The sequence below is a fragment of the Pseudomonas sp. 8_5_2 genome, from assembly GCF_059295255.1.
In genome coordinates, this window is the sequence record NZ_CM181238.1 from 4,470,520 (window position 1) to 4,483,948 (window position 13,429).

General features: G+C 63.9%; 9 protein-coding genes. 6 read left to right on the top strand and 3 right to left on the bottom strand.

Annotation, left to right across the window (positions count from 1 at the left end; genetic code table 11):
- Positions 1-130 precede the first annotated feature (130 nt).
- Positions 131-2,266: a capsule polysaccharide biogenesis protein gene (locus tag AC5O5R_RS20545; RefSeq protein WP_494514709.1), complete on the top strand. Its 2,136-nt coding sequence runs from the start codon at positions 131-133 to the stop codon at positions 2,264-2,266.
- Between the two features lie 3 nt (positions 2,267-2,269).
- Positions 2,270-3,313 carry a phytanoyl-CoA dioxygenase family protein gene (locus AC5O5R_RS20550; protein WP_172225524.1) on the top strand — a complete coding sequence of 348 codons (1,044 nt, stop codon included), beginning with the start codon at positions 2,270-2,272 and terminating at the stop codon, positions 3,311-3,313.
- A 71-nt stretch (positions 3,314-3,384) separates the two neighbouring features.
- Here AC5O5R_RS20550 and aceK read toward each other — a convergent pair whose 3' ends face one another.
- A complete protein-coding gene (gene aceK / locus AC5O5R_RS20555) occupies positions 3,385-5,100 on the bottom strand; it encodes a bifunctional isocitrate dehydrogenase kinase/phosphatase (RefSeq protein ID WP_494514710.1) in 1,716 nt (571 codons plus the stop codon).
- A 1,951-nt stretch (positions 5,101-7,051) separates the two neighbouring features.
- Here aceK and AC5O5R_RS20560 point away from each other — a divergent pair.
- Positions 7,052-7,927, top strand: coding sequence for a DMT family transporter (locus AC5O5R_RS20560; RefSeq protein ID WP_172286522.1), 876 nt, complete (start codon positions 7,052-7,054; stop codon positions 7,925-7,927).
- A gap of 13 nt (positions 7,928-7,940) precedes the next feature.
- The gene (locus AC5O5R_RS20565) at positions 7,941-8,399 is read left to right on the top strand and encodes a DUF4265 domain-containing protein (protein ID WP_494514711.1); all 459 of its coding nucleotides are present in this window, start codon (positions 7,941-7,943) and stop codon (positions 8,397-8,399) included.
- A gap of 3 nt (positions 8,400-8,402) precedes the next feature.
- Here AC5O5R_RS20565 and AC5O5R_RS20570 read toward each other — a convergent pair whose 3' ends face one another.
- Positions 8,403-9,284 carry a DMT family transporter gene (locus AC5O5R_RS20570; RefSeq protein ID WP_494514712.1) on the bottom strand — a complete coding sequence of 294 codons (882 nt, stop codon included), beginning with the start codon at positions 9,282-9,284 and terminating at the stop codon, positions 8,403-8,405.
- Between the two features lie 116 nt (positions 9,285-9,400).
- The gene (locus AC5O5R_RS20575; RefSeq protein WP_172225539.1) at positions 9,401-9,562 is read right to left on the bottom strand and encodes a hypothetical protein; all 162 of its coding nucleotides are present in this window, start codon (positions 9,560-9,562) and stop codon (positions 9,401-9,403) included.
- Between the two features lie 190 nt (positions 9,563-9,752).
- On the opposite strand from AC5O5R_RS20575, the gene pvdO reads away from it, so the two are divergent.
- Together pvdO and AC5O5R_RS20585 are read left to right on the top strand one after the other, a co-directional pair.
- Entirely contained in the window at positions 9,753-10,613 is an 861-nt protein-coding gene (pvdO, locus tag AC5O5R_RS20580) for a dihydropyoverdine dehydrogenase (protein WP_494514713.1), read from the top strand.
- Positions 10,614-10,738: 125 nt separating this feature from the next.
- Complete coding sequence (locus tag AC5O5R_RS20585; RefSeq protein ID WP_172286525.1) at positions 10,739-13,198, top strand: TonB-dependent siderophore receptor; 2,460 nt, start codon at positions 10,739-10,741, stop codon at positions 13,196-13,198.
- The last annotated feature ends 231 nt before the right edge of the window (positions 13,199-13,429 follow it).

Here is a 13,429-nt window from a genome sequence, read left to right on the forward strand (position 1 = left end):
GCCTTGAGGCTGTGGGGGCAGGCTTGGCCCGCGAACCCCGGCTGCGCCGCTGCCAGCCACGGTGGCGCCTGCTTCGCGGGCATGCCCGCTCCCACAAGGCCTGTGCAGCCCTTTATATGCGGTGGTTGCCATGAGCGCTGACTTGCCCGTCAACATCGGCCAGTTCACGCCCCCGCAGGCGTTGGTAGACGGCACCGGCTGGGTCGGCATCATGTCGCAATGGGTGGCCTGGAAGGTGCTGCACCTGCCGCAGTTTCTCGGCCCGGAAGGCCCGCCCTTCTGGCTGTGGCGGCGCGGGCGCAAGGCGCCCAAGGGGCTGAAGGCCATTGCCGGTATCGGCTACAAGCAATCGTCGGCCCAGGCCCGGGTGCTGTGCCAGCGCTGGGGGCTGCCTTACATTGCGCTGGAGGACGGTTTTCTGCGGTCTTCCTCGCTGGGCATCGAGGGCGACACGCCGATGTCGATGGTGGTCGACCCGGTGGGTATTCACTACCTGGCAGACCGCCCTTCGCTGCTGGAAAACATTCTGCAGCAGCCCGAGGCCCTCAGCGACTACGAGCTGGGCTGCGCCCGCGAACTGATCGATTTGATGCGCAGCAGCGGCATCGGTAAATACAACAACGCCCAGGACTTGCCCGCAGACGACCCGCTGGGCCGCGAGCGGCCGTTGGTGCTGGTGGTGGACCAGACGGCCGGGGACTATTCGATCCCGGGCGGCGGGCTGTGCGAGGCCGACTATGTGCGCATGCTGGATGTGGCGCTGGCCGAAAACCCCGGCGCCGACGTGCGCGTGCGCATTCACCCCGACTGCCTGGGCGGGCAGAAGCCCAGTTGCCTGCTGGCAGCGGCGCAGGCGCGTGGGGTAGCGCTGGAGTCACGGCCGGTGGCCTGGGCGTCGCTGGCGCGGCGTGCCCGGCGGGTGTACGTGGGCACCAGCCAGGCGGGGCTGGAGGCGTTGATCCAGGGTGTGCCGGTGACCTGTTTCGGGCTGCCGTTCTATGCGGGCTGGGGGCTGACCGATGACCGCATGGCCATCCCCCGCCGCCAGGCCCGGCCAGACCTGGTGCAGCTGGTGGCTGCGGCTTATGTGCGCTATTGCCGCTATGTGGACCCGTTGACCGGCCAGCTGACCGATGCCTTGACCGTTGCCCGTCAGCTGGCCCGCAAGAAGGCCCGCGATGCCGGGTTTGCCGGCCCGACCACGGTGCTGGGGGTGAAGCGGCACAAGCAGCACAATATCCGACGCTTTTTTGCCAGCCGCTGGGGGCAGCTGCGTTTTGCGCTGGACACGCCGCAGCTGGTACAGCAGGTAGCCGCCGAACAGGGCCGGCTGCTGGTGTGGGCGGCACGCGAGCCGGCCGGCCTTGCCGAACGTGCGCGCCAGGCCGGTGTGCCGCTGTGGCGGGTCGAGGATGGTTTTTTGCGCTCCACGGGGCTGGGCGCCAGCAACAGCCCGGCGCTGTCGCTGGTACTGGACCGGGGTGGCATTCATTACGATGCGCAGTCTGCCAGCGACCTGGAGCAACTGCTGCAGCATGACACCTTCGATGCCGCAACCCTGGCCGAGGCTGCAAGCCTGCGGGCGCAGATCGTGGCCAGCGGTGCCAGCAAGTTCAACCTGCGCAGCAACGCGCGGCCCGCGCTGCTGGGGCAACCGGGCCAGCTGCGGGTACTGGTGGTGGGCCAGGTAGAGGACGATGCCTCGGCGCTGTGCAGCGGCGGCGGTGCCGGGTGCAACCTGCGCTTGCTGCAACAGGTGCGGGCGCAGCTGCCGGATGCCTGGGTGCTGTACAAGCCGCACCCGGACGTAGAGGCCGGCAAGCGCCGGGGCCAGGTGGCACCCGCCCAACTGGTGGGGCTGGCGGACCAGGTGCTGGCCGGGGTGGACATCGCCGGCCTGTATGGCCAGGTCGATGCGTTGCATACGCTCAGTTCCACTGCCGGTTTCGAGGCCTTGCTGCGCGGTGTGCCGGTTGTCACCTACGGTACGCCGTTTTATGCCGGCTGGGGCCTGACCGAGGACCACCAGCCACTGCCGCGCCGAACCCGGCGCCTGACCCTGGACCAGTTGGTAGCCGGCGCCCTGCTGCGCTATGCGCGCTATGCCGACGTCCAGCAAGACTTGCCCTGCGATGCCTGGCACGCCCTCGCCTGCCTCAGCGCGCCACACCCGGCGCGCGCGGCAAACAAGCGATTGGCGCCGTTGCTCAACTATACCCGGACCATGCTCGGCTGCGGCCGGCCACTGGCCCCATCAAAGGACTAGAACATGCCTGTATCGATCAAGGACATCGGCCGTTACGCGGCGCTCCCCTGGCATTGCTTGCAGTTGGCTACCCATGCCAAGTCGTTCGAGAACAACCCGGTGCTGGGCAGTGCCCGGCTGAACGCGCTGGGTTTGCATGTACAGCGTCGCCAGCTGGCGATGGCCATGGCCGGCTACCGCCGCCAGGCACTGGCCTCGCGGCTGGATGCCGGTGAGCGCGAGCATTTTGAGCAGAACGGTTTTTTCATCCGTGAAAACGCCCTGCCCGCCGAACAGTTTGCGGCATTGCGCGCCGAGCTGGGCGCCTTGCGCAGCACTGGCTGGGAAATGCGCCAGGGCCGCGCGGTAACGCGCCGGGTAAGCCTGGACCAGGATGTGTTGGCGTGTAACCCGGCCAGTGCTGCGTTTGTGGCGGACAAGGGTGTGCGAAACCTGATTGCCTATGCGTCGTCCAATACCGGTGGCATTACCTATCAGTTGCAGTCGATCGTGATTGACGCGGCCAATGCCGACCAGGACCCGCAGACCCGGCTGCATGCCGACACCTTCCACCCCACGGCCAAGGCCTGGTTGTTCCTGGATGATGTGGAGGATGACCAGGGGCCGTTCAGTTATGTGCCGGGGTCGCATCGGCTGACGCCGGAGCGGCTGGCGTGGGAATACCGGCAAAGCCTGGGGGCGGCGCGGTCTGTCGAGCGGATGCACCGCGAAGGGTCGTTCCGCATCGACGAGCCCGACCTGGCCGCCCTCGGCCTGCCGCCGCCACGGCGCTTTGCCGTGCCGGCCAATACCCTGGTGGTGGCGGACACCTCGGGCTTCCATGCCCGCTGTGCCAGCCACCAGGCCAGCCACCGGGTAGAGATTTACGCCAGCCTGCGGCGTAACCCGTTCATACCGTGGCGTGGGGCGCACCTGTTTGCCTTGCCGTGGATTGCCAATCACCACATGCGCTGGGATATCCGCTTGAAACGGTTGATGGGGTTCGGGAAGAAAAGCCATTGGCGGTTTGTGGAACAGTTGAATGCGTATGAGGCGCCGTATATCTGACCCACGGTAAACCTGCCCTGTTTGGGCGGGTTTACCCGATCGACGCAGGGCCGGCGGTGCTGGCGTGGCAACTACCTGCCTTTGCGCCGATAGGGGAACACATCGATCACCTTGCCCTCGCGAATCGCCGCCTGCAGCCCCTTCCAGTAATCCGCGTCATACAACTCTCCATGCAAACGGCTGAACAACCGCCGTTGGCCGATATCGGCAAACAGAAACGGCGGAAACTCCTCGGGGAATACGTCGTGCGGCCCGATCGAGTACCACGGCTCACCCGACATTTCGTCTTCCGGGTAACGTGGCGGCGGTATATGGCGGAAGTTCACCTCGGTCAGGAAGCAGATTTCGTCATAGTCGTAGAACACCACGCGGCCATGCCGGGTAACGCCGAAGTTTTTCAGCAGCATGTCGCCAGGGAAGATATTCGCCGCCGCCAATTGCTTGATCGCCAACCCATAGTCCTCCAGCGCCTCCAGCACCTGGGCTTCGCTGGCGTGTTCCAGGTACAGGTTCAACGGCGTCATGCGCCGCTCGGTCCAGCAGTGGCGGATCAGCACCGTATCGCCCTCCAGCGCCACCGTCGACGGTGCCACCTCCAGCAACTCGGCCAGGCACTCCGGCTCGAACTTGCTGCGCGGAAAGCGAAAATCGGCAAACTCCTGGGTATCGGCCAGACGCCCTACCCGGTCGACGCTTTTCACCAGCCGGTACTTGTCGATAACCGTGGCGCGGTCGACGGTCTTGGACGGCGAAAAGCGGTCCTTGATGATCTTGAACACGGTGTTGAAGCCCGGCAGGGTGAACACGCTCATGACCATGCCGCGCACCCCGGGCGCCATGACGAAGCGGTCGTCGCTGCTGGCCAGGTGGTTGATCAGCGCCCGGTAGAACTCCGACTTGCCCTGCTTGTAGAAGCCGATCGAGGTGTACAGCTCGGCAATGTGCTTGCCCGGCAGAATGCGCTTGAGGAAATTGACGAACTCCGCCGGCACCGGCACATCGGCCATGAAGTAGGAGCGGGTGAACGAGAAGATGATCGAGACCTCGGCCTCGTCGGTGATCAGCGCATCAGCCTCGATGCCGTGGCCCTCGCGGTGCAGCAGGGCAATTGCCAGCGGCCATTGCTCGTCGCCGTTGTACAGGCGGCCCACCAGGTAGGCGCCCTTGTTGCGGTACAGCACCGGCACGAACAGCTCCACGGCCAGGGCCGGGTCCTTGCACACCCAGTCCGGCAGGCAATCGCGCAGTTGCTCTTCCAGGCGTGCAAGGTCGCCGTCCAGGTCGCCGTAGGGCGTATCGAACGGGTAATCGTCGAACACCGCCCGCAGCAACCCCTTGATGCCACCTTCAGGCCGATAGGTGCGGGTTTGCGCAGCGCGCTCACGGCCACGCATGGACGGCCGGGTGGTGTGGATGAACATGCTGCCATCGCTGATCAGGTCGTGGCTGAACAGGCTGCAGAACAGCGAGTTGTACCAGGTCTCGGCCAGCTCGTCGTCCAGCCGCGGGTCGATCAGCTGGATGTAGGCGTTTTTCACCAACGGCCACTGCTCCACGTCCAGCAGCACCTCTGCGGCAAAGGCCTGGCGCAGCCAGCCGTTGACCTCGGCGACCTTTTCTTCATAGAGGTTGATGCGCGCGGCGGAGGCCTGCTGGATAGCCTGCCAGCGCGCCTGCTCGAAGCGCTGGCGGGCACCAAGGGTGATGCGCTGGAAGTGGTCGCGGTAGTCGTCGAAGCCGGCGAGGATGGTGCGGGCGATTTCGACAGCGGGCCAGGGTTGGGGCATGCCGGAAACCTCGATGGGGGTGAGTTACACAGCTTAGTCGGCCTGTTTGAAATGCGGTGCCTGTGCCGGCCCATTCGCGGCGGTTCGACGCCTCGGTAAACCCTCTCTCATAGAACTGCACATGACTCACTGGTTTAGCAGGGACCCTGTGGGAGCGGGTTTACCCGCGAAGAGGCCGGACCTGCCGGCCAATATCCTTGGGCATTCACTGTCGCCGCCGCCACCGCATTCGCGGGTGAACCCGCTCCCACTGGGCTGGGCAATCTCACATTGACTGCACATAACTACTGATTTAGCAGGGACCCTGTGGGAGCGGGTTCATCGAGGCGTCGTACCGCCGCGAAGAGGCCGGACCTGCCGGCCAATATCCTTGGGCATTCACCGTTGTCGCCGCCACCGCATTCGCGGGTGAACCCGCTCCCACTGGGCTGGGCAATCTCACATTGAACTGCACATAACTGACTGATCTAGCAGGGCCCCTGTGGGAGCGGGTTTACCCGCGAAGAGGCCGGACCTGCCGGCCAATATCCTTGGGCATTCACTGTTGTCGCCGCCACCGCATTCGCGGGTTAACCCGCTCCCACTGGGCTGGGCAATCTCACATTGACTGCACATAACTACTGATTTAGCAGGGCCCCTGTGGGAGCGGGTTTACCCGCGAAGAGGCCGGACCTGCCGGCCAATATCCTTGGGCATTCACTGTCGCCGCCGCCACCGCATTCGCGGGTGAACCCGCTCCCACTGGGCTGGGCAATCTCACATTGACTGCACATAACTACTGATTTAGCAGGGCCCCTGTGGGAGCGGGTTCATCGAGGCGTCGAACCGCCGCGAAGAGGCCGGACCTGCCGGCCAATATCCTTGGGCATTCACCGTTGTCGCCGCCACCGCATTCGCGGGTGAACCCGCTCCCACTGGGCTGGGCAATCTCACATTGACTGCACATAACTACTGATTTAGCAGGGATGGACCCTGTGGGAGCGGGTTTACCCGCGAAGAGGCCGGACCTGCCGACCAATATCCTTGGGCATTCACCGTTGTCGCCGCCACCGCATTCGCGGGTGAACCCGCTCCCACACGGGCTGGGCAATCTCACATTGACTGCACATAACTGACTGATTTATCAGGGATGGACCCGGTGGGAGCGGGTTTACCCGCGAAGAGGCCGGACCTGCCGGCCAATATCCTTGGGCATTCACTGTCGCCGCCGCCACCGCATTCGCGGGTGAACCCGCTCCCACTGGGCTGGGCAATCTCACATTGACTGCACATAACTACTGATTTAGCAGGGATGGACCCTGTGGGAGCGGGTTTACCCGCGAAGCGGCCGGACCTGCCGACCAATATCCTTGGGCATTCACCGTTGTCGCCGCCACCGCATTCGCGGGTGAACCCGCTCCCACACGGGCTGGGCAATCTCACATTGACTGCACATAACTGACTGATTTATCAGGGATGGACCCGGTGGGAGCGGGTTTACCCGCGAAGAGGCCGGACCTGCCGGCCAATATCCTTGGGCATTCACTGTCGCCGCCGCCACCGCATTCGCGGGTGAACCCGCTCCCACTGGGCTGGGCAATCTCACATTGACTGCACATAACTGACTGATTTAGCAGGGCCCCTGTGGGAGCGGGTTCATCGAGGCGTCGAACCGCCGCGAAGAGGCCGGACCTGCCGGCCAATATCCTTGGGCATTCACCGTTGTCGCCGCCACCGCATTCGCGGGTGAACCCGCTCCCACTGGGCTGGGCAATCTCACATTGAACTGCACATAACTGACTGATTTAGCAGAGACCTGTGGGCTGGGCAATCTCCTGCAAGCAGGAGCGGCGGTGCGGTGGTCCGATTCATCCGCGAATGGGCCGGTACAGGTTTACAGCGCAAGAAAGCACAAGAATCGCACCGCCCCCTGGCGTACACTCGCGCCCCTGCCCTGCCTCCGGAGACCGTTGTGAGCCCCATCGCCCTAGCCCGCCTGCTGACACTTGCCGCCGTCTGGGGGGCGAGTTTCCTGTTCATGCGCATCATCGCACCCGAGCTGGGCACGGTGCCGACCGCGTTCTTCCGTGTCTCCATCGCCTGCCTGGGCCTGGTCGCCATCGTCGCCGCCGCCCGCGTGCGCTGGGACTTCCAGGGCAAGCTTGGCGCCTGCCTGGTGCTGGGCATGATCAACTCCGGTATCCCGGCCACTTTCTACTCGGTGGCCGCGCAGGTGCTGCCGGCGGGGTATTCGGCGATCTTCAACGCCACCACACCGCTGATGGGCGTGCTGGTCGGCGTGCTGTTCTTCCGCGAGCCGATGACCCTGGCCAAGCTCTGCGGCATCTTCCTCGGCCTGTTCGGCGTCGGCATCCTCAGCGGCGCCGGCCCGGTGGCGCTGGACATGGCCCTGGTGCAAGGCGCCCTCGCCTGCCTGGCGGCCACCACCTGCTACGGCTTTGCCGGGTTCCTTGCCCGTCGCTGGGTCAGCGGCCTCGACAGCCGCCTCTCGGCGTTGGGCAGCATGATGGGCGCCACGCTGCTGCTGAGCCCGCTGTTCGCCTGGAGCGCCATCAGCCAGCCACCGGCCAGCTGGGGTGGCTGGCAGGTCTGGTCGTCGCTGCTGGGCCTGGGCCTGCTGTGCACGGCGTTCGCCTACATCCTCTACTTCCGCCTGCTGGAAGAAATCGGCCCGGTCAAGGCCAGCACGGTGACCTTCCTGATTCCGGTATTCGGCGTATTGTGGGGGGCATGGCTGCTGGACGAACCATTGTCGCTGGCACACCTGTACGGCGGCCTGCTGATTGCTGCAGCGTTGTGGCTGGTGCTGCGCCCGGCACGCAACTGACGCGGGGTAAACGATGGACAGCGCATATAAAAAAGTCCTGTTCCGCCTGGAACAGGACCCGAACGGCTACCCGCCCGCCTCGGTCGAGGGGTTGTGGGCCAAGGCCGTGGAAGGCGGATACAGCGTCGACAGCATTCCCTTTCATGTCTACGGCATAGCCCCGGGCGACCTCATCGGCACCCGTGAAGAAGCTGGCGAAACCTGGTTCGATGAACTGCGCAGCAGCAGTGGCAGCTCGGTGTTCCGGGTTGTGGTCAGGCCACCGGAAACCCTCGACCAGGTACGTGCAGCCTTGCTCGATTTCGGCTGCGCCTGTGAAACCGAGCCGGCAGTGAAGATGCTGGCGGTCGAGGTGCCGTCGCTGCGTTCGCTCGATACCCTGCTCTACTACCTGCTCACCCAGCGCGAAGCCGGCCTGCTGGACTTCGAGGAAGGCGTGCTGCGCCACACCATCCCCGAAGAATTCCGCTAGCGCTTACGCCTCGGCCAAGCGCGCAGCGGGCTTGCGGAACACGAACAGCAGGCCCACCACGATCAGCCCCATGCCCAGCAGGCTGAGCGGTGCCAGGCGGTTACCGAAGATCAGCAGGTCCATCACCGCCGTCACCGCCGGCACCAGGTAGAACAGGCTGGTGACATTGACCAGGTTGCCCTTGGCGATAAGCCGGTACAGCAGCAAGGTCGCCAGCAGCGAAACCACCAGCCCCATCCACAGCAGCGCGCCGATGAAGCCGCCGGTCCACTCGACATGCAGCGGCTGCAGCGGTGCGAACACAGCGCACATGGCAAAGCCCGCCAGGTACTGCAGCGGCAGCGTGCCCATCGGGTTGTCGGTAATGCGTTTCTGCAGGATCGAACCAAAGGTCATGCTGGCCAGCGCCAGCAAGGCAAACAGCATGCCCGCCAGCGATACCCCGCCCAGGTTGATGCCCTGGTACACCACCATGATCAAGCCACCCAGCCCCAGCCCCAGGCCGAACAACCGGCTCCAGGAACGCTGGCGTTCCATCAGCACCACGGTAAGGATCGGTTGCACCCCCATCACCGTGGCCATCACGCCGGGGGTGACATGGGTATTGAGCGCCAGCAGGTAAAAGATCTGGTAGGCGCCCAGCAGCACACACCCGGTGCCCAGTGCCCGCAGCATGGCCCCGCGGCTGCGCGGCCAGCGCAGGCCCAGCAGCGGCCCGATCAGCAGCAGGCCGGTCAGGGCCAGTGCCGAGCGCAACAGCAGGAAGGCGAACGGGCTGGCGTGTGCCAGGCCCAGTTTGGAGACGATTGCGCCGCTGCTCCACAGCAGGACGAACAGGCTGGTAGTGGCCGCCGAGGCCACGGATGCTTTGGTAATGACAGACATGTATTGCCACCTGATGCTAGGCGAAAAAGCCAAACGGACGGCGTGCGCTTCAGCGTGGGAAGTAGCCGACCGTGTTCAGTAGGTTGCGTGTGCGAAGGGGTGCGGCCTAAAGCCGATCAGCCCAGCACGACCACGCAAGCAGGCGGAGCTACGCCGCCTACGACGCCACTGACAGGTGGTGGGTAGTGACTGATCATGACCGGCTGCTGGCTGCCACGCACGACCATGCCCGCGACTGGCGCGATGGCAAAGCTTGTGGTGGAAGGGCTGGCTGGCATGAACAAGTCTTCAGGAAGAGAACAATGGGCTGGACTATAGCCCGGTGTATCGGGCCTGGCAACTGCTGCCATCGGCTTTACCGCGAGCCCCGCACAGGCTGCAGCGCATCGCCCCCTGGTTAATTTTTCACCGCCCCGTCTCGTCTGAATGCGAAACGCAGCACGCATTCACCCGATTCGAGGATCACTCATGAACGTATCCACCTGGCTCTACCGGCCAGCCCAGATCACCTGCCTGCTGCTGGTCAGCGCCTACGCCCATGCCGCCAAACCAGGCGACGTGTTCAAGGACTGCAAAAACTGCCCGGAAATGGTCGTGCTGCCCGCCGGCAGCTATGTGATGGGCGCGCCCGACGACGAAGTCGGCCGCCAGCCCGACGAAGGCCCTTTGCACACCGTGACCTTCGCCAAGCCCTTCGCCATGAGCCGCTACCAGGTCACCGCCGGCGAGCTGGATGCCTACATCAAGGCCACCGGCACCGTGATCAAAAGTGGCGACGACCGCCCCGGCCGCTGGTGCGAAGCCAGCAAGCCAAGCTACCAGCAAGGCCCCCGCCAGCCAGCGGTGTGCGTCGACTACGACGAAGTGCAGGCCTACACCCGGTGGCTGGCGAAAACCACCGGCAAGCCCTACCGCATGGTCAGCGAAGCCGAACGCGAATACGCCGCCCGCGGCGGTTCCACCGGTGCGTTCCCCTTCCCCTTCGACGAGCCGGGCAAGTACGAGATCAGCAAGCACGCCAACACCTACGGCCCACGCGATGGCTACACCTACACCGCCCCGGTGGGCAGCTATCCGGCCAATGCCTTTGGCATGTACGACATGCACGGCAACGTCTACGAGTGGGTTGCCGACTGCTACCACGAAAGCTATCAAGGCGCCCCCGCCGACGGCAGTGCCTGGATCCAGGACCCCAAGTGCATCCGCGCGCACATGCGTGGCAACGACTGGGGCGAGCCGCCGATCTTCTCGCGCTCGGCCAACCGCAACGACCGCCTCAAGACCACCCGCGGCGACTTCCTCGGTTTTCGCGTAGCACGCGAACTGTGAAGTTGTGACGCGGTTAACGCAGCGCCGACAAAAAAATCGCCAATAAGAATCGTTCCGGTTTTTTGCAGGTGCTGCGTCCCATAGCTGACATAGAAAAAAACCCTCTGCCAACGAGACCGCAATAGATGTCCAAGTCCTTGCCCGGCCCGCTCAACCCGCTTGCCAAAGCGTTACTGATCCGTCATTCCCTTCGCCCACAGCGCGCGTTGTCGCGCATTGGCCTGGGCATGGCCCTGTCCGGGGCGCTGGTTGCCCAGGTGCAGGCGCAGGAATGGACCCTGGATATTCCTGCGCAGTCGATGAACTCGGCGTTGCAGGCGCTGGCCAAGCAGACCGATACCCAGTTGCTGTATAGCCCGGAAGATATCAGCGGGGTCCGCTCCGCTACGCTGAAGGGGCGTCACGACCTCGCCTCGTCGCTGCGTATCCTGCTGGGGGGCAGCGGCCTGCGCTATCAGATCGACGGCGACACGGTCACCGTCACGGCGAGTTCAGCCGCAAAGGACGGCCAGGTCGAGCTTTCGGCGACCAACGTCAATAGCATGGGCCTTGGGGCCACTACCGAAGGCACGGGTTCCTATACCACTGGCGTCACCAGCACCGCCACTCGCATGAATCTGTCTATCCGCGAAACGCCGCAGAGCATCAGCGTTGTCACCCGCCAGCAGATGGACGACCAACACTTGGCAAGCATCACCGACGTGTTGAAGCAGAACCCGGGCATCACCATGTCCCAGGACGGTGGCGAGCGTTTTCACATTTACTCGCGCGGCTCGGAAATCAGCACGTACCAGCTCGATGGCGTGAATACCACACAAGACTACCTGACGCGTAACATGCCCAATACGCTGATGGACATGGCCATGTTCGACCGCATAGAAATCGTCCGCGGCGCCACTGGCCTGATGACGGGTGCCGGCGAACCCAACGGTGTGGTCAACATGGTGCGCAAGCGCCCTACGCGCGAGTTCCAGTCGTATGTGCAGGCCGGTGTCGGCTCATGGGACTACTACCGCACCGAGGCCGATGTCTCCGGCCCGCTGATCGAAAGCGGCAAACTGCGTGGCCGCCTGGTGGCAGCCAAGCAAAGCAACCAGAGCTACATGGACTGGTACAGCCAGGACCGCGACCTGGTGTACGGCGTGCTGGAAGCAGACCTCACCGATACCACGACCGTGCGTTTCGGCATGGATTACCAGACTTACGACGCCAACGGCGCTCCGGGCGTACCGTTGTTCTTCAGCAACGGCCAGCCCACCCATTTCTCTCGTTCCACCAGTTCCGGCCCACGCTGGATGTACGAAGACTACACCACCAAGAACTACTCCTTTGGCCTGGACCAGGAGCTTGGCAATGGCTGGCAGCTGAAAGTGGCCGGCAACTACATGGACGTTGATCGCGACTCGCTGTCGGCGTTCTATCGTACCGGCGCGGGTGTATCCACCCTCGACCAGGCCACTGGCAACGCCTCATTCGATCGCCTGGAGGTGGATGCCCATCAGGTACAACGTGGCGTCAACGTCACCCTGCAGGGCCCGTTCCAGCTCTTCGGCCAGACCCACGAGCTGGTCACCGGGTTCGATTACATGGATTACGAGAACAACCACTTCACCGGTACGGCCGGGGCGGTGGATGCCAACTTCTACAACTGGGGTAACCGCTTGCCGCAGCCTGGCAGTTATTCGCCGCTGCTGGACTATGACCTGTTCATCCGCCAGACCGGTTACTTCATCGCTACCCGGCTCAACTTCACCGATGATCTGCACATGATCCTTGGTGCCCGCACTACCAGTTATCGATCCGACTCCGACCAGGTCGTGTTGACCACAGGCACCGGTAACCCCACCCATTTGCAGGAGCGCGGCGAGGTAACACCTTATGCGGGCCTGATCTACGACCTGACGGACGAACAATCGGTGTATGCCAGCTATACCGATATCTTCAAGCCCCAGACCAGCCGCGACCGAACCGGTAAAGTGCTTGACCCGGTTATCGGGCAAAACTATGAAATGGGCTGGAAAGGTGAGTTCTACAATGGCCGCCTGAATGCCAGCGCTGCGATCTACCTGATCAAGCGTGACAACCTTGCAGAAGAAGACGTAGGTTTCGCTGTCCCCGGCGTACCCAACTCCACCGCCTATCGCGCAGTCAGCGGAGCAGAAACCAAGGGCTTCGACCTTGAATTGTCCGGCGAAGTGGCCCGCGGGCTGGAGCTGCATACTGGCTATAGCCACTCCCGCACGGAGGATGCCAATGGCACCCGCCTGACCACTCAACTGCCGCTGGATACATTCCGCCTGTGGACCACTTACCGCCTGCCGGGCGAGTGGGAGCGCCTGACCGTCGGTGGCGGCGTTAACTGGAACTCCAAGCAGTCAGTGGCCACCCGTTACAACACGCGTATCGCCCAGGAAGACTACGCCGTGACCAGCCTGATGGCCCGCTACAAGATCAGCGAGCACCTGGCCGCCACGCTGAATGTGGAAAACCTGTTCGACAAGAAGTACTACGCGGGCCTGGCCGGCAACTACGGCCACTACGGCGCACCAAGAAACGCGACGCTGAACCTGCGCTACGACTTCTGATCCCCCCAATGAAAAGCGGCGCCTCCCCCTCGGGAAGCGCCGCTTTTTCATGCCCGGCATGCAGGCCGCAAAAAAAGGGCCGCTAATGCGGCTAATGCCAGTCAGTTAAAGCTAATGGGGCTGCTGCGCAGCCCATCGCCGCGGTTCGTCGCCACGGCAAGCCAGCTCCCACCCCGACCGCATCAAATTCAAGCCATGCGCCGTACTTGTAGGAGCCTGGCTTGCCGGCGA